Annotated in this window: 12 protein-coding genes; 2 read left to right on the forward strand and 10 right to left on the reverse strand. The window is 72.0% G+C overall.

Translation table 11 applies throughout. The features are described from left to right. Nucleotides 1–49: 49 nt before the first annotated feature. The 4 genes from ACL02U_RS00310 to ACL02U_RS00325 all read right to left on the reverse strand — a co-directional run bounded on the left by ACL02U_RS00310 (nucleotide 50) and on the right by ACL02U_RS00325 (nucleotide 2,767). Complete coding sequence (locus tag ACL02U_RS00310) at nucleotides 50–904, reverse strand: DMT family transporter (protein ID WP_412788494.1); 855 nt, start codon at nucleotides 902–904, stop codon at nucleotides 50–52. Nucleotides 905–1,150: 246 nt separating this feature from the next. Further along, nucleotides 1,151–2,083 (reverse strand): ketopantoate reductase family protein, encoded by a 933-nt coding sequence (locus ACL02U_RS00315; RefSeq protein WP_412788495.1) that lies wholly within the window; start codon nucleotides 2,081–2,083, stop codon nucleotides 1,151–1,153. A gap of 151 nt (nucleotides 2,084–2,234) precedes the next feature. Beyond that, nucleotides 2,235–2,375, reverse strand: a complete 141-nt coding sequence (locus tag ACL02U_RS00320) for a hypothetical protein (protein WP_412788496.1) — start codon at nucleotides 2,373–2,375, stop codon at nucleotides 2,235–2,237. Beyond that, nucleotides 2,372–2,767: a hypothetical protein gene (locus ACL02U_RS00325; RefSeq protein ID WP_412788497.1), complete on the reverse strand. Its 396-nt coding sequence runs from the start codon at nucleotides 2,765–2,767 to the stop codon at nucleotides 2,372–2,374. Before ACL02U_RS00325 ends, ACL02U_RS00320 begins: the two co-directional genes overlap by 4 nt. Before the next feature lie 101 nt (nucleotides 2,768–2,868). On the opposite strand from ACL02U_RS00325, the gene ACL02U_RS00330 reads away from it, so the two are divergent. After that, nucleotides 2,869–3,447 carry an SMI1/KNR4 family protein gene (locus ACL02U_RS00330; RefSeq protein ID WP_412788498.1) on the forward strand — a complete coding sequence of 193 codons (579 nt, stop codon included), beginning with the start codon at nucleotides 2,869–2,871 and terminating at the stop codon, nucleotides 3,445–3,447. Nucleotides 3,448–3,498: 51 nt separating this feature from the next. On the opposite strand, the gene ACL02U_RS00335 is transcribed toward ACL02U_RS00330, so the two are convergent. The 3 genes from ACL02U_RS00335 to ACL02U_RS00345 form a co-directional block, all read right to left on the reverse strand. Beyond that, nucleotides 3,499–4,032: a hypothetical protein gene (locus ACL02U_RS00335; RefSeq protein ID WP_412788499.1), complete on the reverse strand. Its 534-nt coding sequence runs from the start codon at nucleotides 4,030–4,032 to the stop codon at nucleotides 3,499–3,501. A gap of 268 nt (nucleotides 4,033–4,300) precedes the next feature. After that, nucleotides 4,301–4,834 (reverse strand): hypothetical protein, encoded by a 534-nt coding sequence (locus tag ACL02U_RS00340; protein WP_412788500.1) that lies wholly within the window; start codon nucleotides 4,832–4,834, stop codon nucleotides 4,301–4,303. Next, nucleotides 4,828–14,019, reverse strand: a complete 9,192-nt coding sequence (locus ACL02U_RS00345) for a DNRLRE domain-containing protein (protein WP_412788501.1) — start codon at nucleotides 14,017–14,019, stop codon at nucleotides 4,828–4,830. Before ACL02U_RS00345 ends, ACL02U_RS00340 begins: the two co-directional genes overlap by 7 nt. A 497-nt stretch (nucleotides 14,020–14,516) precedes the next feature. On the opposite strand from ACL02U_RS00345, the gene ACL02U_RS00350 reads away from it, so the two are divergent. Beyond that, nucleotides 14,517–16,097, forward strand: a complete 1,581-nt coding sequence (locus tag ACL02U_RS00350; RefSeq protein WP_412788502.1) for an FG-GAP repeat protein — start codon at nucleotides 14,517–14,519, stop codon at nucleotides 16,095–16,097. A gap of 181 nt (nucleotides 16,098–16,278) precedes the next feature. Here the strand turns inward: ACL02U_RS00350 and ACL02U_RS00355 are convergent, their stop codons facing one another. The 3 genes from ACL02U_RS00355 to lpdA all read right to left on the reverse strand — a co-directional run bounded on the left by ACL02U_RS00355 (nucleotide 16,279) and on the right by lpdA (nucleotide 19,841). Next, nucleotides 16,279–16,767 carry a methylated-DNA--[protein]-cysteine S-methyltransferase gene (locus ACL02U_RS00355; RefSeq protein WP_412788503.1) on the reverse strand — a complete coding sequence of 163 codons (489 nt, stop codon included), beginning with the start codon at nucleotides 16,765–16,767 and terminating at the stop codon, nucleotides 16,279–16,281. Beyond that, on the reverse strand, nucleotides 16,764–18,263 hold the full coding sequence (locus tag ACL02U_RS00360) for an AlkA N-terminal domain-containing protein (RefSeq protein WP_412788632.1): 1,500 nt from the start codon (nucleotides 18,261–18,263) through the stop codon (nucleotides 16,764–16,766). Before ACL02U_RS00360 ends, ACL02U_RS00355 begins: the two co-directional genes overlap by 4 nt. A gap of 165 nt (nucleotides 18,264–18,428) precedes the next feature. Further along, nucleotides 18,429–19,841 (reverse strand): dihydrolipoyl dehydrogenase, encoded by a 1,413-nt coding sequence (lpdA, locus tag ACL02U_RS00365; protein WP_412788504.1) that lies wholly within the window; start codon nucleotides 19,839–19,841, stop codon nucleotides 18,429–18,431. Nucleotides 19,842–19,876: the final 35 nt, after the last annotated feature.

Genomic DNA, 19,876 nt, shown 5'->3' on the forward strand with positions numbered 1-19,876 from the left:
GGCGGTCCGCGCCGGCATCCGTCGTCGTGCGCGTGCTCCGCCGTGCGCCTCACAGTGACTCCGCCTCGCTTCTGGCCAGGGCGAACACTCCGACGACGATCAGCGCAACCCCGCCGGCCAGCGGGAGCAGCCACCAGCCGCCCCGCACGCGCTCCTCGTACACCAGCACGCCGAGCAGCAGGCTCACGGTGGCGTCGCCCAGTGTGAGCGCCGGCTGCGAGGCGACCAGCGGCCCGCCCTGCATCGCGTGTTCCAGCAGGAGCATGGCGCACACCCCGGTCGCGGCGAAGGCGTAGGTCTGCCACGAGGTCAGGAAGGCCTCGATGCCGTCGTCGGAGAGGATGTGCACCGCGGTCTTCATCAGGCCCGCGGTGAGGGCGAAGCAGATCGCGGTGGCCGTGCCGAGGAAGGCGGCGCGGAGCCTGCCCGGGGAGCACTTCAGCCCGGCCAGGGTGAGCACGGCAACGGCGCCCGCGCAGGCGGCCAGCACGGGAAGCCAGCGGTCAATGGCCACGTGCGTGCGGTTGCCCTCGGGCGAGGCGGACCACAGCGCCAGGCCCAGCCCGGTGACGACGGCGAGGAGTTGCAGCATCAACGGGCCGGAGGGGCGGCGGCGTTGCAGCAGGGAGGCGAGCAGCAGGGCGAGCGGCAGTTCGAGGACGAACAGTGGCTGGACGAGGGAGAGCGGACCGGTCGCCAGGGCGACCGCCTGCCAGACGCCGGCCGCGACGACCGTCGCTATCCCGGCCAGCCATACCGGCCGTCGCAGCAGGTCGAGGATGAGCCCCGGGCGGAACCCCTTGGACTGCGGCACGGTCAGCGCGGCCCGGCGCTGCAGCACGGTGGCGAGCGCGTTGCTGAGCGCGGCCAGCAGCGCGAAGAGTGTCGGCACGACGATCCCCATGCGCTCATCCTTCGCGATACCGCCCGCCCTCGGGCCCGGCGACACGCGCTGCCGTGCCGCTCAGGAGGTGTGTCTCGCTCCCGGACGCGTATGCCGTCTCCGGAGCATTCGGGGTATGCCTCCCCCGGTAGGCAGTGATGCCGTACAGGAGGGAACGGTGTTCCGTGCGGCTTCGCGTCGGTCGCCGCCCGGGCGGCGGCCGACGCGGTCACTCCACGGCCGTGCCGGCCGGGGAGGCCGGACAGGCTAGTGGCCCGCTGCCCGCAGTTCCCGCAGCAGCCGGGCCGTCACCGGCGCGGGCACCGCGTGCCGGTCGGCCGCGCGCAGCAGCGCGCCGCCGATGGCGTCGAGCTCCAGTGGCCGGTCGGCCTCCGCGTCCCGCTGCATGGAGGACTTGGCCTCGTCGGGGAAGGCCGCATAGCGGGCGAGGGTCGCGGCTGCGTCGACGGGTGCGCCGCAGGCGCGGCTGACCGAGGTGGTCTCGGCGACCAGGGCCTGCAGTTCCTCGTGGTGGCGGGTGCGTACCTCGCCGAGGGGTGCGCCGTACCGGGTAGTGAGGAGCGCGAAGGGGGCGAGGAAGGCCAGCTTCGCCCAGAGGATCCGGTTCTCGTCCTCGGCGACCCGGGCCGTCACCCCGGCGGAGGACAAGACGGACGCCAGGGACTCGACTTCGGCGGGCGGTGAGGTGGCCGAGGCCAGGTCGATCTCGGCGAAGGGGCTGCCGTGCTCGATGACCACGGGCCCGTCGTGCGTGCCTGCTGCGGGGGCGGGGCGGCTGGACTCGACGCGGATCACGCCGGCTACCACCCGGTCGGGCCGGTAGCGGGCGCGGAGGGTCGCAGGGTGTTCGACGCCGTTCAGCAGCGGTACGAGGAGGGCGTCGCCGAGGACGGCGGGGGGAAGGCGGGTGAGCGCGGTGTCCAGGGTGGTCTGTTTGACGGTGACGAAGCAGGCCGCGACCGGCTCCCGCAGTTCGGTGTCCGCTTCGACGGCGGCGGTGAAGTCGCCGAACTGGCTGCTGCGTACGGCGATACCGCTGCCGCGCAGCTGATGCGCCGTCTCCTCGCGGGCCACGCAGATGACGCGGTGACCGGCGCGGGACAGCAGTGCGGCCAGCAGTCCACCGACACCGCCCGGTCCCAGAACGGCCACTGCGGGCTTGCTCGTGTCGAGCGTCATGGAGTCGTCCTCTCGTGGGTCGGCCCCGGTGATCGGTGGCCGCCTGAGAGGAATTGTGGCAGAGGGGCGGGCGCGGCTGATCTACCGGTACCCACCGCTGACGGCGGCGGGCTGCGGACGGACCGTCGTCCGTGGCCCGCCGCCTGCCCGATCAGCCGACCCTGACGTCCGAGTCGCCACCGGGGAAGGGATCGGGCAGCCCCCAGGGCGGCACCGCTCCCGATATCAGCCCGGCCAGCAGAGACACCAGGCCGTCCTTGTACTCCCACCAGTCGTCGTTCCGCGTACTCACGACCACCGGCCAGGCATCCGGTTCCGGACCGCCCGTGCGCCAGTAGAAAGTGTCACCGGAACTCGAATCCGCACAGCAGAGCAGCCCCCTGGCTGCGGATACGGCACATATCTGTGGGCCATGTCGTCCTCGGCCAGGCTCTCCAGAGCGTCCGCCGCACCTATCGCGACCGCTGCCGACTCGGCTTCCTCTCCCGGCGTCACCGTGTTGACCAGCAGGAACCCATCGATCTCGATCGTCGGGTAGGCCTCGCTCAGCTCCTTGAAATCACGGGGTACATCCGTACCGAGCGCCTCGGCGTACGCCGACCAGTCGATCTCCCGGTCCCGCACGGGCCGCGCGGCCCGCAGCGCGGGCAGAACTCGCTCGAGTTCCCTGACACGGCTCAACATCAGTGCCCCTTTCCCAGTCTGCTCTGCTCGCGACACACGTGTCTGACGGCGACGCCTCACGCCCGTCGGGGCGAGGCACGCAGGGTGGCAGACTGTCCGCCATGCTGGCCACCATGGGGGCGCAGAACCCCGAGCAGAGGATCACGCAGCCGGCCGAATCGCTGCGCCGGCTCGAGGAAGCGGTACCGACACTGACCGCACTGCGCAGGACGCGGCCTGCCGTCATCGACTGGGCGCGGGCGGAGAGCGCTCTGGGAACACCGTTGCCCGGCGACTACAAACTCCTCGCCGAAGCCTACCCCTCGTTCGCGTCCAGCGGTGGCTACCTGCGGGTGGGCCTGCCGGCACCGGGCGACGGGCAACCGCTGCCCGACACCGAGGAACTGCTGGACATCGTCCGGGACTGGTGGGAGGAGGACATGTCGATGGGCCTGCCGCCGCACCCCGCTCCCGGAGGGCTGCTGCCCTGGGCCGACTCCGAACAGGGAGACCTGTTCCTCTGGTCCACGACGGGGGACGCACCGGACGACTGGCCCGTCGTCGTCGCCCCCAGGGACCACCCGTGGTGGCAGTACGCAGGCGGAGCGGTGCAGTTCCTCGCCGACCTGGCGGACGGCACGCTCGCCCCCTGGGGCCTGATCGACGTACACGACGACGGCGTCACAGCCCTCGCGCCCTGACACGACGACACGGCGCGTCCCGCAGAAGTGGGGACGCGCCGTGCTGGCGCCTCAGTAGTCGCAGGACACAGTGGGCGCGTCACCGGGGAAGTCCGGGGGCAGCCCGTCGGGCGGTACGGTGCCGGACACCAGACCCGCCAGGTATTCCGTCAACGTGCCGCGGAACTCGCACCAGTCGTCGTTGCGGCCCGCCACGAGGACGGTCCAGTCGTCCGGGCTGTCGCCGACCGTGCGCCAGTAGAAGTCGTCCCCGTCGCAGGAGTCTCCCCAGGGCACCAGTCCCCCGGGCTCCGGAAAGGGGACGTATCCGTGCGCCATATCCGCGTCACGCAGGTTCCTCAACGTTCCCAGCATCTGCCGCACACCGGCCACGAAATTCCGCTCCCGTCCCGGCTCGGGAACGTGGACGGAGAGGAAGTCGTCCAGAACGAACGACGGGTAGGCCCTGGACATCTCAACGAAGTCCGCCGGGAACCTGCAACCCACCTCGCGCTCGATGAAATCCCAGTCCACGGGATTCACATCGGCCGATCGGTACTCGCGCAGGGCGGGAAGTACCTCTTCCAGCCGGCTCAACATCAGCACGTCACCTGGTCTCCCGGGGCGTTCTTCACGAACACCCCACTGAACAGAACTCCATCGGTATCGGAAACAGCCGTCATGTTGATGCCGGTGGAAAGTGCGGGGACGCGACACGTCGTCGCTCCCGGCGTCCGGCCCGCACCCGCACCCGCACCCGCACATGCACATGCACATGCACATGCACATGCAGTACGGAAGCGCATGCCGGCAGCACCGCCGACCGAGCCGCTGCGGGCTACGGACCGTCGTCCGTGGCCCGCCGCCTGCTCGATCAGCCGACCCTGACGTCCGAGTCGCCACCGGGGAAGGGATCGGGCAGCCCCCAGGGCTGCACCTCTCCCGAGATCAGCCCGGCCAACAAGGACACCAGGCCGTCCTTGTGCTCCCACCAGTCGTCGTTCCGCGTACTCACGACCACCGGCCAGGCATCCGGATCCGGACCGCCCGTGCGCCAGTAGAAGATGTCTCCGGAACTCGTCTCCGCGCAATGGAGCAGGCCGCCGGGCTGCGGGTAGGGCACATAGCCGTGAGCCATGTCGTCCTCCGCCAGATCCTCCAGCACGTCCAGACCGCGCAGCTTGCTGGTGGCCGACCGGGCCTCCTGCCCCGGCTTCGCGGTGCCGACGAGCAGGAACCCAGCGACCTCGATCGTCGGGTAGGCCTCGCTCAGCTCCTTGAAGTCACCGGGTACATCCGTGCCCAGCGCCTCCGCGTATGCCGACCAGTCGATGTGCCTGCGCTCGGCGGGCCGTGCGGCCCGCAGTCCGGGCAGGACGCGCTCGAGTTCGCTGAGACGGCTCAACATGAGTGGCCCTTCCTCTGCTGATTCGCGACGGAGGTGTTGAACAGTACTCCGTTCTTCGTCATGGCCGTCATCTGAATCGCGTCCGGCTGCGGCGTCGTGGTGTTCGGATAGCTCAGCTGTCCCGAGTAGAGGACCGCTCGGCCAGCGCGGAGCTGCTTGGCGATCCTGTTCTCGCATCGCTTCATGCCACTGGTGTTCATGAGGCGATAGCCGGTGAAGAGGTTCTCCGAGATCCAGTCGCCTCCGAACCGGTCCGCGATGATGTGCGTCCGGTTGTAGATGTACAGGTCGTCGCTGTCCTTCGGGTTGGGGTCGGGGAAGCCCGCGACGTACGGGTTGCCGCCGTCGTCACGCCCCTGGTTCGGCTTCTTCAGGTCGCTCGGGCAGATGACCGCGACCGCCCCCTGCGGACGGTTGTTGACCATCGGCTGGTAGTGGAACCGCTCCGACTTCGGACGCGAGCACGGGTCGTCGTCGGAGCCGTTGCCGCTGCCGGGCGGGGTGCTGGGCTGCGGCGACGGGGCGTTGCGCGGGTCGAGGTCGGTGTCGCCGTCGGGGTTGTACTTGAAGTACTTCTTCAGCTGCTCGGGGGTGAGGTGCAGGTCCTTCTGCGCCCTGGTGAACGCGTCGTCGACGAACCGCTTGTGCTCGGTGTCCGCGTCCGGGTCCGTGGTCGGTCGGGCGGCGACGCTCTGCAGGGCGAGCTTGATGAGCAGGGCCCACGGCGGCGGCGGGGGCGGCGGGGGCTTGATCGGGCCTCGGGGCCGCTGCGGGCCGCGCCCGGGGTCACCGTTCGGATCGCCGTCGGGGTCGCCCTTCGGGCGGCCCTTAGGCTTGCCGTTGCCGCGCCCCGAGCACCTCCTGTGGCAGGTGTCGGAGGAGTCGGTGGTGGTCGACGGGGAGTCCAGCAGGGACGTCGCGTACGCCGCCATCGCCGCGGCCGCGGCCTTCGCCGACTGCGAGATGGACGAACTCCACGACGACAGTCCGCTCGACGAGGTGGCGGCGCTGCTGGAGCTGGAGGACGAGCCGGAGGACGTCCACGAGTCCCAGTGGTCGGCCGTCCACTTCGCTCCGCCGCCGACCACGGTGGCCACGGTGGTGGCCACGCCCAGGTCGACCAGGGCCTCGCCGAGGGCGATGCCGCCGAGCACGCACAGGCCGAAGCAGTGACCGCTCGGGTCGGTCGTGGTGAGCGGGTTGCCGGCGCCGTAGGCGTAGCGGTTGGCGTTGCCGGACGGGACCGGGCTCAGGGTCCAGGAGTCGCGGGCGGAGAAGCCCCCGGTCTCCGGGTCGTACCAGCGGGCGTGCATGTCGACCTGGCCGGTGTCCGGGTCGGTGTACTCGCCCTGGTAGCCGAGGGTGCCCTGGGTGCCGGACTGGTCGGTGACCTTGCCGAAGGGCGAGTAGCCGGTGGAGCCGGCGAGGGTGCCCGAGGTCGGGTCGAAGGTGCCGGTGACGTCGCCGTGCTGGTCGGACAGGACGGCGGCGGCGCCGGTGCCGTCGGTGGCGGCGGAGGCCAGGGCCTCGCCGTCGGGGCTGCGCAGGACCAGTTGCCCGCCTCCGGCGACCAGGTTGTTGGACTGGTCGGCGTAGGTGAGGGTCTGGCTGCCCTGCTTCACCAGGCGGCCGAGCGCGTCGTAGGCGTAGGTCGTGCCGTCCGCGGTGGTCATCCGGCCGAGGGCGTCGAAGGCGGCGGTGTGGCTGGTGCTGCCGTCGGTGCTGCCGGTGCGGGTGCCGCGGGCCGAGTAGGTGTAGGTGGTGTTCCCGGCGCTGACGAGGCGGTTGCGGGCGTCGTAGGTGGCGGTGCCGGTGCCGGCGGAGGTGCGGTTGCCGGCGGCGTCCCAGGTGTAGTCGGTGACGTTGCCGTTGACGCCGGTCCAGCTGGTCAGGCGGCCCGCCCGGTCGTAGCCGTAGCTCTGGCTGCCGGAACCGGCGGTGCCGGTGGCCGACTTGGAGGTGAGGCGGGAGTCCGCGTCGTAGCCGTAGGTCACGGAGGCGGTGGTGGTGCCGCCCGGTGCCTTGAGGGTGTCGGAGGTCAGCCGGTCCAGCGGGTCGTAGGCGAGGGTGCGGGTGGCGCCGCTGCCGCCGTACTGGACCGAGGTGAGCCGGGAGGCGGTGTCGTAGCCGTACGTCTGCGTCGTGCCGGTCAGCGGATCGGCCGCCGAGGTGAGCCGGCCCGCGCTGCCGTAGCCGAAGGTGGCCTGGCCGGCGGCGTCGGTGCGGCCGGTGAGGCGGCCCTCCTCGTCGTAGGCGAAGGTCGCGCTGCCCGACGGGCCGCCCGAGGACAGCAGGTCGCCGCGGTCGTCGTAGGCGAAGGTGTCGGTGCCGCCCGGTGCGCTCACCGAGGTGACGCGGCCGACGGCGTCGTAGCCGAAGGTGTCGGCGGTGGTGGACGCCTCGGCGCCGGAGCCGGTGGCCCGGGTGATCCGGCCGAGCGCGTCGTAGGTGCGCTGCTGGGTCACGCCGCCGGGCTGGATCTCCTGCACCGGCCGGTCGGCCGCGTCGTACACCGTGGTCCAGGTGCGGTCCGCGGCGGCCGGGTAGGTGGCCGTGGCCGGTTCGACGACGGATTCGGGCTTGCCGTGGCTGGTGAACGTGTACCAGGTGGTGTTGCCGCGGCCGTCGGTGAACCGGGTGCGGTTGCCGTCGGCGTCGTAGCCGAAGGTGCTGGTGATGGAGGTGTCGGCGTCGACGGGTTCGACGAGCCCGGTGAGGTGGCCGAGGGCGTCGAAGGTCCGGGTCGTGGTGTGGCCGAGCGCGTCGGTGACCGCGACCGCGTTGCCGTCGGCGTCGTAGGTGGAGGAGGTGACGCGCAGGGTGGTGCCGGTGCCGTCCTCGTCGGTGGTCGCGGTGGCCCGGCCGGCGAGGTCGTAGGTGGTGCGGGTGGTTCGGCCCTGCGGGACGGTCACCGACGCGGGCAGGCCGGTCGGGCCGTAGGTGCGGGTGGTCACGCCGCCCGCGGCGTCGGTGGTGGTGAGCGGGTCTCCGGCCGCGTTGTAGGTGCTGGTGGCTGCCAGGCCGGTCGGGCTGGTCACCGAGACCTGGTTGCCGGCGTCGTCGTAGGCGAGCTTCGTGGTGAACGCGCCCGGTGCGGGCTGCCGTTCGATCCGGGTGCGGGTGACCGGGCGGCCCAGGTCGTCGTAGGTGGCCTCGGTGCGGGCGCCGTTCGGGTCGGTGGCCGACAGTTGCTCGCCCAGCAGGTCGTGGGTGAACGTCGACACCGGGGCGGACGCGCCGTCGGTCGGGGCCGGGGCGGTCGCCTTGGCGAGGTTGCCGAGCTGGTCGTAGGTGTAGGTGGTGGTGTGGCCGAGGGCGTCAGTCTCCGCGGCCAGGTCGCCCTTGGCGTCGTAGGTGCGGGTGATCTGCGCGGTCAGCGGGGCGGAGGCGCCCGGCGGGGTGTAGTCGGGCAGCGTGGTGGCGACCTGGCGGCCCAGCCCGTCCAGGTCGGTGTGGACGACCGTGCCGTCGGGGCCGCGGCTGTCGACGGCCTCGCCGAAGGTGTTGTAGCCGACGGTGCGGGTCGGGCGGGCGGTCGCGGAGGACTGCTGCGTCTCGACGGTCACCGGCGCGGACTGCGTCTCGACCAGGCGGCCGAACGCGTCGTAGGTGTAGTCGGTGGTGTGGTCGGCGGCGTTCGCCCCGGTGGCGTTGCCGCGCGGGGAGGTCTCCGACACGGTCAGTCCGCGGTCGTCGACGACGCGGGTGGTGACCAGGTCGTCGGTGCCGTTCTCCACGGTCCGCCGGGTCATGGCACCGGTGACGTCGCGCTGGTAGGTGACCTTCTCGGTGCGGGTGCCGCCCGCGCCGGTGCGGGTCTCCCCGGTGATCGCGCCGCCGGCGTCGTAGGTGTAGGCGACACGGCGGGCCAGGCCGTCGGGGTCGAGGACCTGGGCGGTGGTGCGGCCGGCGGCGTCCACCTCGTAGGCGGTGGTGACCTTGCCGTTGCCGGTGGTCTCCTCGGTGAGGTGGCCGGCGGCGTCGTAGGTGCGCTCGCTCAGCACCAGGTCGCGGGTGGAGCCGTCCGGGTCGTGGAAGCCGGAGAGGATCTCCTTCGCCTGCAAGCCGTCGTCGTAGTAGGTGTACCGGGTGGTGCGGCCCATCGCGTCGGTGTGCTCGGCGAGGCGGCCGGCCGGGTCGTAGGCGTAGGAGTCGAGGACGAGGTCGGTGGCGGCCGACGGGTCGTTCGGGTCGCCGGTGTAGTCCTCCAGGGTGCGGGTGGCGAGCTTCCCGAGCGCGGTGTAGGTCGACCGGTAGCTGTAGGCGCCGGCCATGGAGCGGCTGGTGCGGTGGCCGTAGGCGTCGTAGCCGTAGGCCTCGGTGCGTCCTTCGGGGTCGGTGACGGTGGCGACCCGGCCGTGCGCGTCGTAGGTGTACGCGGTGGTGCGGGTGGCGTCGCCGCCCGCGGTGTCCGCGACGGCCTCGGTGAGCTGGTTGCCGTCGGCGTCGTAGGTGTAGGTGGTCTTCGCCTGGTGCTGCTCGCCGGTGACCGCGTTGGTGGTGGCGGCCCCGGTGACGGTGGTCGGGCGGGACTCGCCGTCGTAGGCGGTGGTCGTGGTGACGCCGTTCGGGTGGGCGTCGGAGACGACGGTGCTGCCGGTCTCGCGGCCGAGCGCGTCGTAGGCGTACTCGGTGACCAGGCCGGCCGGGTCGGTCAGCGACGCCAGGTCGCCGGCCGCGGTGTAGGCGCGGGTGGTGGTGCCGCCGCGGGCGTCCGTCGTGGTGGACAGCAGGCCCGCCGGGACGGTGCCGCCGCCGACCGCCGCCTCGGTGCCGTCGGTGTAGGTGTGGGTCTCGGTGCGGCCGGACGGGAAGTCCGGGGTGGCCGGGGTGGTGGTGGAGGTCCGGTCGCCGTAGGCGTCGTAGCCGTAGGACGTCTTGTACGTGTCGTCGGTGGCGCTCGCGCTGCGGGCGTCCCGCTCGGCGGTCAGCTGGTCGTTGCGCGGGTCCAGCGGGTCGGAGGCGTCGAGGTAGTAGCTGTAGTAGGTGGTGTGGCAGGTGTTCTCGTCGGCGGTGTCACGGCAGGTGGTCTGCGAGACCTTGTTGCCGCGCTCGTCGTGGCCGAGGCGGGTGACGGTGCCGTCGGGTCCGGTGGTGGCGGCCATGAAGCCGCCGGTGTCGTAGTCGAAGGTGCCGGTGTGGCCGGCCGCGTCGGTCTGCGAGATCAGCCGGTAGCCCTGCAGCGGGTCGTAGGTGTAGCTCGACTCGCGGTCGTCGGGGTCGGTGACCGTGACGGTGGCGGTGGTCTTCGCGGCAACGGCGGGCTGGTCGTCGGTGGCCGGCCGGGCCTCGGTGCCGGTCCGCCGATAGTCGGAGACCTGGTACGTGCCGCCGTCGCCGTCGGTGTAGGAGGACACCCGGTCGTGCTGGGTGTCGTAGGCGACCTGGGAGTGCGTGCGGCCGCTGGGCAGCGTCACCTCGGTGAGCTGCTGGGCCGCGGAACCGGCCGCGTGGTGCTCGGCGATCGTCTGCGCGCCCAGCGGGCGGGTGTACACGGCGACCTCGTCGATGTCGCCGGTGAAGTAGTGGGTGCCGCTGGACAGGCCCGACCAGCCCTGGTTGGCGTAGCCGGCGCCGACGAAGACCTGCTGGCCGTCGCGCATCTCGACGGTGCCGGACAGGCTGCCCACCTCGGCGCCGTCCAGGTACAGGGTCTGTGTGCTGCCCGCGCCGGTCAGGGCGACGTGGTGCCAGGCACCGTCGGTGACGGCCTGCGCGGACACGATCGGCTTCGTACCGGTGTACTCGGACGTGTAGAACTGCCCGCGCAGCTTCCCGTCGCCGTCGACGCTCAGGAACGGGCTGTACTGCGACGGCGTGGTGTCCAGGGCGCTGTTCTGCAGCGTGGCGAGGACGCCGGAGGTGCTGGTGCGGAACCACATCTCGACGGTCAGGAACGGGCTGTCGGTGAACTGCTGGTTGGGCAGTTGCAGCGAGGACGTGGTGCCGTTGAAGGTGGCGGCCGTGTCGGTACTGCCGGTCAGGGCGCCGTCGGTGCCGAGCGCTACGTCGCGGTAGGTGGCGGTGTGGTCGGTGCCGCCGGGCAGCAGGTCGCCGGAGGCCTTGGTCGAGCCGGGCTCCTCGTCGAGGCGCCAGTAGGCCAGCGGTCCGGCGTCCTGGACGACGGTCCGGGCGTGCGAGCCGGTGCCGTAGGTGTACGCGGTGCAGGAGCCGGCGGCGTCCTCGGGACCGCAGACCCCGGTCAGCTTGTCGCCGGAGTAGCTGTAGGTCCAGGTCAGCGGGTCGGCGCCGGCCTCGGGGGCGTCGGTGGTGACGGTCGCGACGTGCCCGCCCGACCAGGTCAGGTGCAGTGCCCGGCCACCGGTCGCGGTGACGGTGGTCAGCTCGTCCGACGCGTTGTAGGCGAAGGTCTCGGCGCGGCCGCGGAAGTCGGTGACACCGGTGATGCGCCCGCCGTCGTCGAAGACGTAGCCGGTCTGCTCCTTGTCGGTGAGCTTCCAGCCGCCGCCGGTGACGGCGGTGAGGGTGGAGAAGCTGCCGTACGGGGGCGCGTAGCTGCCGTCGGGGTTCCTGCCGAAGCGGACCTGGCGGCCGGAGGGCAGGGTGGCCACCACGTTGCCGGTGCCGTCGTCGTCGGGCTCGATCCGCATGTCGTAGCGGGTGGACCAGCCGGCGCCGAAGGCGTTGTCGGAGCGCGGGTCGCGGCTGTTGTAGGTGCGGGTGACGGTCAGGCCGGGGCCGACGGTCGCCACGGTGGCGTCGGTGTCGGTGGTGGTGTAGTTGCCGATGCCGGGATCGACCTCGTGACCGGTGCCGTTCAGGCCCTGTCCGCCGAGGTGGGAGGTGATCGCGGGCTGCTCGACCGCCGTGGTGAACGTGTAGTAGGGGGTGAGGGGGCTGGACAGGCCGTTCTCGCGGGCCTTGACCCGCCAGACGTACTGCTTGCCCCAGGTCAGCTTGCCGGCCGGGACGTTCCAGGTGCGGCGGCTCTGCCAGTCGGAGTTGAAGCAGTTGACCGGGGCGGAGGTGGTGCCCTCGCACACCTCGAACCAGTGGTCGATGGCGGCGCCGGCCGGGTAGTTGTCGATGCTCTGGGCGTCCATGAAGAGCGCCGGGGTGAGGCTGCCGACCTGGCCGCCGGGGCGGGGGTAGATGGCGGCGATGTGCGGGCCGACGTCGACCGAGGTGACGACGGCGGTGTACGGGGTCACCTGTTCACTGGAGAACCACTTCTGGTCCCGCAGCCGCTGCACGTCGAAGTTGATTTTGTACTTGCCCGGTGGCAGCGCGGGTATGCGGGCGTTGAGGGTGGCGTCGTCGCCGGGGGTGAGGCGCTCGTTGAGGCGGGTGAAGGCCACCTGGTTCATCAGGGCGCCGGTGCTGTAGTCGCGCACCCGGGCGCCGAGGCGTACCTCGTTCCAGCCGAGCGGCTCCCAGGTGAAGTCGCCGAGGTTCTTGACGTTGACGGAGACCTCACCGCTCTGGCCGCCGGTCACCGGGGCGGTCTGCGAGCCGACGGTGTACTGGGCGCCGTAGCCGGTGTGGGTGATGGCCAGGTAGGGCTTGTTGGTCGAGTTGGCGCTGCCGAAGCGCTTCCACGGGCCGGAGGTGGTGAAGTCGGCCCAGATCGCCAGTCCGTTGTTGGTGATGGATCCGTCGACCCAGCCCTGGACCAGGTCGGTGCCGTTCTGGCCGAGCTTGATGACGCGGTACTTCGAGCCGCCGCAGTCGGTGCCGTAGGCGAAGGAGTCGGAGGCGATCACGTTGCTGGCGCTCGGCGGCCGGTTGTTCCAGGTGACCGTGGTCGAACTCCACGAGCCGCCGACCCGGTTGACGGTCATCTTCTGCGCGGTGCAGCTGGAGGACCAGACGTTGTAGAGGCCGAGGTCGGCGTTGAGGATGTAGCGGTTCTTCAGCTGGCTGGTGACGTTGTCGAAGCGCATGTAGCTGATGGCACGGCTGCCGCCGGCGTCGTAGCTGCCGATCTTCAACTCGTCGTCACCGGCGAAGTTGCTGTCCGGCCAGTCGTCCTGGACGAAGGAGTCGCCGTTGGTGTCGATGTCGTCGACGCTGGGGTCCACCTTGACCGGGAAGACCCGCTCGGGGGCGTTCAGCCAGGTGTCGTCCAGGTCGACCTCCAGGGACCACTGGGCGCCGTGGTGGACCAGGCGGTAGTCGACGTCGCCGGAGAGGGCGGGGCCGCCGGTCTTCGGGTCGTGGGAGGAGTCCTCCATCCAGCCCTTGGGGATGACCGCCTGGGCCTTGCCGGCGGCGTCCTTGAGCAGGACGGCGCCGTGCGCGTCCAGGGACGGGGTCAGTCCGCCCAGTTCCAGGGGGAACGTCCAGGTGTGGGGGGCGTCGGCGGACTTGAGGACGATGGTCTCCTTGACGGCGCCGTGCGCCGCCTTCAGCACCACGTCGGAGTCGCGCCGGATGCCCTCGTAGTGGGCGGCGTCGTCGTGCACCCGGGCGTCGGCGGCTCCGGCTCCGGTGAGGCCGAAGCCCACGGCGTGCCGACCGTCGTCGACCTTCAGTTCCGCCAGGTTGCGGTCGTCGCCGTGCCGGGCGAGGGTCAGTCCGGTGTCGTCCGAGGCGGCGGCGAGCCGGTCACCGGCCTTCGCGGTGTCCTTGGCCGCGCCCTTGGCCTTGTCCGCGGGCACCAGCGAGGTGTCGATGTCCTGCCAGGCGCCGGAGGAGTCCTGGTAGTGCACCGGATCGGTGTAGACCCGGGTGGTCTGCGTGCCGTCCGGGTTCTGGAACTCCTTGGAGTTGGCGGTGCGTTCGCCGGGGAGTTCGACGCTGCGGCGGCTGTCGAAGCCGGCCTCGTCCCCGGTTTCCGCGGCCGGCGCCGGTTGCAGCTTCGGCGTCCTCGGCTTCGGCTCGACGGGGACGAAGCCCGGTCCGGGGTCCTGCAGTGGCAGGGCGCCCTTGCCGGTCTTCAGGTCGCCGGGGTCCGCGGAGTTGCGGCCGCCCGCGTCGGTGCGCCCGGCTCCGACCTCGTGCTTGCGGCCCTCGGCGCTGCCGGTGCGCTGCTCGGGCGCCTTCGTGTCCGCCCAGGGGGCGGTGGCGGCCCTAGCCGTCGACGTCAGCACGGGCGACGGCAGCAGGGTCGCGCACAGCGCCAGCAGCACACTGCCGGACGTGAGCGCGGCAACGCGCGCCGGACGCCCGGCACGGCGGTGCCGGAGGCCCGTCAGGGAACGGGGGCGGGAGCGGCTGGGCACGGAACTCCTTCAAACCACAAGGCCGGTCGCCCGTACGCGGGCGACCGGCCAGAAGCAGGGGTGCCGGACGCGTCCCGCCTGACGGCACGACACACCCGAGCGGCGTAAACACTAGATGATCAGCGACATTTTCAGCCATGTGCACGCCAACGAATTGGTAACAAGATCACGCTCCGGGAACCGCCCGCAGTGCCGGCGCGAACCGGTCCGGAAGGCCCAACTCACCGTTCCAGCAACGGAGAAGCGAGGCCTTGAGGACTCGAGGCAGGCCCTGCTGCGGCACCCCAGTCGTGATCGTTTCGAGATGCGGGGAGGACTAATCTGCGTCATCGACCGCAGGCGCCGCGCCCAGTCCACCACGCGGAGTGCCCGTGGTCCTCCCCTGTGGACGGCCCGTGCACCGCACGCGGCACGGCCGGCACCGGTGGACCCAGCCGCGTCCGGGCACCCCCGGTCGAGCCGACTCCGCAGCAGCGAAGGACAAGTGAAGGGCAGTCATGGCCGAGAAAGCCGACACCGCCGACACCGGCACACCTGCCGTACGCAGCCGCCGGCCCCGCGCCTGGCACGTGATGGTCGCCCTGCTCGCCTGCACGGCCGTCATCACGACGGCCGCACTCACCTCCGGGTCCGGCGGTGCGGCGGTGCCCTACGACTTCAACGGCGACGGCCTGCCCGACCTCACCGTCGGCCTGCCCGGCAACACCGTGAACGGGCACCCTGGCGCCGGCTCGGTCATCATCGCGAACGGCACCTCCAGCGGCCCCGCGAGCACGTCCGTGCGCATCGACCAGCAGTCCCCGCAGGTCCCCGGCGCAGCCGAGGACGGCGACAGCTTCGGACAGAACTTCACCAGCGCCGACTTCAACAACGACGGCTACGCCGACCTGGCCGTCTCCAGCCCCATCGAGGCCATCGGCGACACGCAGGGCGCCGGCATGCTGACGGTGCACTACGGCTCCTCCGGCGGCATCTACGACTCCCGGACCGACAGCTTCACCGAGGACACCGCGGGCATGCCGGGTGCCGTCGGCTGGGACGAGATCTTCACGTACTCCCTGGCCGCGGGCGACCTCAACGGCGACGGCTACGCCGACCTCGCCCTCGGCCAGCCGCTGGACTCGGCGGGCGGCAAGGCCAACGCAGGCACCATCAAGGTGATGTTCGGCTCGGCGAGCGGGCTCAGCGCCGCCGACACCGTCCAGATCGACCAGAGCACCCCGAACGTCCCGGGCGGACCGGAACCCGAGGACCGCTTCGGCGAGCAGGTCGCCATCGGCGACATCAACGGCGACGGCGTCGGCGACCTGGTCTCCGCCACCATCGGCGAGCAGATCACCGGCAGCTCGGACCGCGGCTCCCTGCACGTGATGTACGGTCCCATCACCGACGCCCCGGCGGCGGGCGGCTACATCGACTCCGGAAACGTGGCCGGCATCGGCGAGTTCGCGGGCAGTGCCCTGGCCCTCGGCCACTTCAACGACGACCCCTATCTCGATGTCGCCGTCGGCGTATCCGACCAGGAGATCGGCGATCGCGGCGCGGCCGGACGCCTGGCCGTCTTCTACGGCGACGCCAACGGCCTGTCCACCGACCGCGTGGACCTGTTCGACCAGGACACCCCCGGCATCGCCGGCGGACCCGAGTCCGAGGACTACTTCGGCAGCTCGCTCGCCGCGGGCGACTTCGACGGCGACGGCGTCGACGACCTGATCGTCGGCATGCGCAGCGAGGCCATCGGCTCCGCCACCGGCTCCGGTGCCGCGCTCGTCCTGTTCGGCCACGACACGGCCGGCATCACTTCCAGCGGCGCCCTGTGGATCGACCAGGACACCGCGGGCGTTCCCGGCGTCGTCGCCGTCGGCGACCACTTCGGCTGGACCGTCGGCGCCCTCGACACCGACGGCAACGGCCGCGTCGAACCGCTCGTCGGAGCACCCGGCAACGCGGCGGGCACGGTCACCGTGCTCAAGGTCAGGCCCGGCACCCTGGAGTCCGCGGTCGCGCTGGCCGAGAAGGACCTGGGATGGTCCGCAGGCAGCGACGGCGACGCCTTCGGGATCTCCCTGGCGCACTGACGCACCCGCGCCGCGGCGCCCCGGCACCCGGGCGGCATCCCGCCGGAGCGCCGGGGTGCCGTGCGTCGTCCGCCTCCGCCTGCGCCCTCGGCGACAGCGACTACGGCTGCGGCTGCGACAGCGACTACGGCTGCGGCTGCGGCTGCGGCTGCGACAGCGCCGCGGGTCCCGGGGAGTCCGGTCAGAACAGGGCGGTCCGCGCCTCGAAGTCCAGCAGCCGCTGCTTGCGGCCGACGCCGCCGCCGTATCCGGTGAGGCTGCCGTTGGCGCCGATGACGCGGTGGCAGGGCACGATGATGCCGATCGGGTTGCGTCCGTTGGCGAGTCCCACGGCGCGGGAGGCGCCGGGTTTGCCGAGCGCGTCGGCGAGTTGGCCGTAGCTGCGGGTCTCGCCGTACGGGATGAGCTGCAGCTGACGCCAGACGCTGCGCTGGAAGGGTGTTCCGTCCAGGCGGAGTTCGAGGTCGAACTCCTTCAACTCGCCGGCGAACCAGGCCTCCAGCTGCTCCTCGGCGGCCGCGAACGGGACGGCACCGGCGTCGGGCGTTCCGAACGCCTCCTCCGGCGGGCGGTGGCGCTGCTCGGTCATGTACAGCCCGCACAGCAGGCCGTCCTCGGCGACGAGGGTGAGCGGGCCGTACGGGCTGTCGATCACGGTGTGCTGCTTCATCGGTGCACGTCCTCGGAAGGGGAGGGAACGGGGAGGGAGTTGATCGGGTGGCTGTCGGTGGCCCACAGGTACTGGACCGCGTAGGCCCGCCACGGGCGCCAGGCGGCCGCGCGTGCGGTGAGGGCCGCGGGCGTGGAGGGCAGCCCGAGGCCGCGGGCGGCGCGGCGGACCCCGAGGTCGGTGGCGAGGAAGGCGTCGGGGTCGCCGAGGGCGCGCATGGCGATGACGTCGACCGTCCAGGGGCCGAATCCGGGCAGCGACAACAGGTGCGCGCGGGCGTCCGCCCAGTCGCAGTCCGGGCCCAGGTGGAGGCGGCGCTCCGCCAGACGGGTGACGAGCGTGGTGAACGTGGTGCGGCGGGTGCGGGGCATCGCCAGCGCCTCGGGGTCTGCCGCGGCGAGTGCTTCCGGGGTGGGGAAGAGGTGGCTCAGGCCGCCCTCCGGATCGTCGACCGGGTCCCCGTGCGCGGTGACCAGGCGGGCGGCGTGGGTGCGGGCGGCGGCGGTGGAGACCTGCTGGCCCAGCACGGCCCGGACGGCGAACTCCGCCTCGTCGACGGTACGCGGCACCCGTCGTCCGGGGGCCCTGTCGACCAGCGGCGCGAGCTCCGGGTCCCGGCGCAGTTGCCCGTCGACTGCGACCGGGTCGGCGTCCAGGTCGAGCAGGCGGCGGCAGCGGCTGATCGCGACGGGCAGGTCGCGCAGGTCGCCGAGGAGGAGGCGGCAGGCCACGTGGTCGGGGGTCGGTGCGAGGGCGGCGATGCCGTGCCCGTACGGCAGCCGCAGGGTGCGCCGGTAGGAGCCGTCCCGCCACTCCTCCACCCCGGGCACCGCGGTGGCCGCGAGATGCCCGAACAGGTTGTCCGGGTGGAGCGGTGCGCGGAACGGCAGCCGCAGGGAGAGGGCGCCGGAGGCGCCGGGCGGGGCCGCGTCCCGCGGCGCGCGGGCGCGCAGCCCGCTCGGCGACAGGGCGAAGACCTCCCGCACGGTGTCGTTGAAGGTGCGCACGGAGGCGAATCCGGCGGCGAAGGCGATGTCCGCCATGGGCAGCGCGGTCGTCTCGATGAGCAGGCGGGCGGTCTGGGCGCGCTGGGCGCGGGCGAGGGCGAGCGGACCGGCGCCCAGCTCGGCGAGGAGTTCGCGCTCCACCTGGCGGGCGCTGTAGCCGAGCCGGGCGGCGAGACCCGCCACGCCGTCGCGGTCGACGACCCCGTCGGTGATCAGGCGCATGGCGCGGGCGGTGAGGTCGGCTCGCCGGTTCCACTGGGGTGATCCGGGGCTGGCGTCCGGGCGGCAGCGCTTGCAGGCGCGGAACCCGGCCTGCTGGCAGGCGGCCGCGCTGGGGTAGAAGACCGTGTTGCCGGGCTTCGGGGGGACGACCGGGCAGCTCGGCCGGCAGTAGATGCGCGTGGTGAGCACTGCGGTGTAGAACCAGCCGTCGAAGCGCGCGTCCCTGGACCGGACGGCGCGCAGGCAGCGCTCCCGGTCGGTGTGCATGGCGTTCCGCATGGGTCCAGCATGGCGCGCGCGTCAGCGCCGGGCTGGCGAGAAAACGACATCGACCTCGCGTGGTCTGCGACGACCCGGATCGCGGGCGGGTGGCCGGTGCACCGGGCCGGACGGGGCCCGCCCTGGGCGGGCCCCGGTGCAAGCGCCGCTCCGCTAGAAGTTGATCATGTGGCCGGCGAGTCCGTGGACCGCTTCCTTGACGGCCTCGCCCAGCGTCGGGTGGGCGTGGACGTTGCGTGCGACCTCGTGGACGGTGAGGTCCCACTGCTGCGCCAGGGTCAGTTCCGGCAGCAGTTCGGTGACGTCCGGGCCGATCAGGTGCCCGCCGACCAGCTCGCCGTACTTGGCGTCGCTGATGAGCTTGACGAAGCCGGTGGAGTCGCCGAGGCCGTGTGCCTTGCCGTTGGCGGTGAAGGGGAACTTCGCCACCTTCACGTCGTAGCCGAGTTCCCGGGCCTGCGCCTCGGTGTAGCCGAAGCTGGCGATCTGCGGCTGGCAGTAGGTGGCCCGCGGGATCATCGCGTAGTCCAGTTCCATGGTCTCCGCGCCGGCGAGCGTCTCGGCGGCGACCACGCCCATGGCCTCCGCGGCGTGCGCCAGCATCAGCTTGGCGGTGACGTCGCCGATGGCGTAGATGTGCGGCACGGAGGTGCGGCAGCGGGCGTCGACGTCGATGGCGCCGCGCTCGGTGACCTGCACGCCGGTCTTCTCCAGGCCGTACCCGGCGACGTTCGGGGCGAAGCCGATGGCCTGCAGCACCTTGTCGGCCTCCAGCACCTGCTGGGAGCCGTCCTTGGCGGTGACGGTGACGCGGACCTGGGGTCCGGACTCGTCGATGGAGTCGACGCGGGTGGAGGTGAGCACGTCGATGCCGAGCTTGCGGTACTGCTTGGCCAGCTCCGCCGAGACGTCGGCGTCCTCCAGCGGGGCGACCCGGTCCAGGAACTCGACGACGGTGACCTTCACGCCGTAGTTGTGCAGCACGTAGGCGAACTCGATGCCGATCGCTCCGGCGCCCGCGATGACGATCGAACGGGGCAGGTCGTCGGCGAGGATCTGCTCCTCGTAGGTCACCACCCGGGCGCTGCGCTTGGTGCCGGGCAGCAGCTTCGGGGTGGCGCCGGTGGCGATGATGCACTGGTCGAAGCCGATGGTGCGCTTCGAGCCGTCGTATCCGGCCACCTCGATGGTGTGCGGGTCGAGGAAGGTGCCGCGGCCGTCGAACTCGGAGATCTTGTTCTTCTTCATCAGGTAGTGGACGCCCTTGACGCGGCCGTCCGCGACCCGGCGGCTGCGGCGGAAGGCCTCGCCGTAGTCGAAGGAGACCTCCCCGTCGACCTTGATGCCGAAGGTCTTGGCCTCGCGGGTGACGATGTGCGCCAGCTCGGCGTTGCGCAGCAGGGCCTTGGTGGGGATGCAGCCCACGTTCAGGCAGACGCCGCCCCAGTACTTCTCCTCCACCACGGCGACGCGTTTGCCCAGCTGGGCGGCGCGGATGGCGGCGACGTAGCCGCCGGGGCCCGCGCCGAGGACCACGACGTCGAAGCGCTCGTCCTGCTCGACCATGAGGAGTTCCTTTTCGATGAGGTTCGGTACCACGG

Origin of the sequence: Streptomyces sp. MS06 (genome assembly GCF_047200655.1) — a bacterium.
Taxonomy (GTDB): Bacteria; Actinomycetota; Actinomycetes; order Streptomycetales; family Streptomycetaceae; genus Streptomyces.

Excerpts from the sequence above, each read along its gene's own strand:
- ACL02U_RS00340 (WP_412788500.1), bottom strand. The coding sequence starts at position 4,834 with ATGTTGAGCCGTCTCAGCGAACTCGAGCGCGTCCTGCCCGGACTGCGG.
- lpdA (WP_412788504.1), bottom strand. The coding sequence starts at position 19,841 with ATGGTCGAGCAGGACGAGCGCTTCGACGTCGTGGTCCTCGGCGCGGGC.
- ACL02U_RS00310 (WP_412788494.1), bottom strand. The coding sequence starts at position 904 with ATGGGGATCGTCGTGCCGACACTCTTCGCGCTGCTGGCCGCGCTCAGC.
- ACL02U_RS00350 (WP_412788502.1), top strand. The coding sequence starts at position 14,517 with ATGGCCGAGAAAGCCGACACCGCCGACACCGGCACACCTGCCGTACGC.
- ACL02U_RS00360 (WP_412788632.1), bottom strand. The coding sequence starts at position 18,263 with ATGCACACCGACCGGGAGCGCTGCCTGCGCGCCGTCCGGTCCAGGGAC.
- ACL02U_RS00315 (WP_412788495.1), bottom strand. The coding sequence starts at position 2,083 with ATGACGCTCGACACGAGCAAGCCCGCAGTGGCCGTTCTGGGACCGGGC.
- ACL02U_RS00330 (WP_412788498.1), top strand. The coding sequence starts at position 2,869 with ATGCTGGCCACCATGGGGGCGCAGAACCCCGAGCAGAGGATCACGCAG.
- ACL02U_RS00325 (WP_412788497.1), bottom strand. The coding sequence starts at position 2,767 with ATGTTGAGCCGTGTCAGGGAACTCGAGCGAGTTCTGCCCGCGCTGCGG.
- ACL02U_RS00355 (WP_412788503.1), bottom strand. The coding sequence starts at position 16,767 with ATGAAGCAGCACACCGTGATCGACAGCCCGTACGGCCCGCTCACCCTC.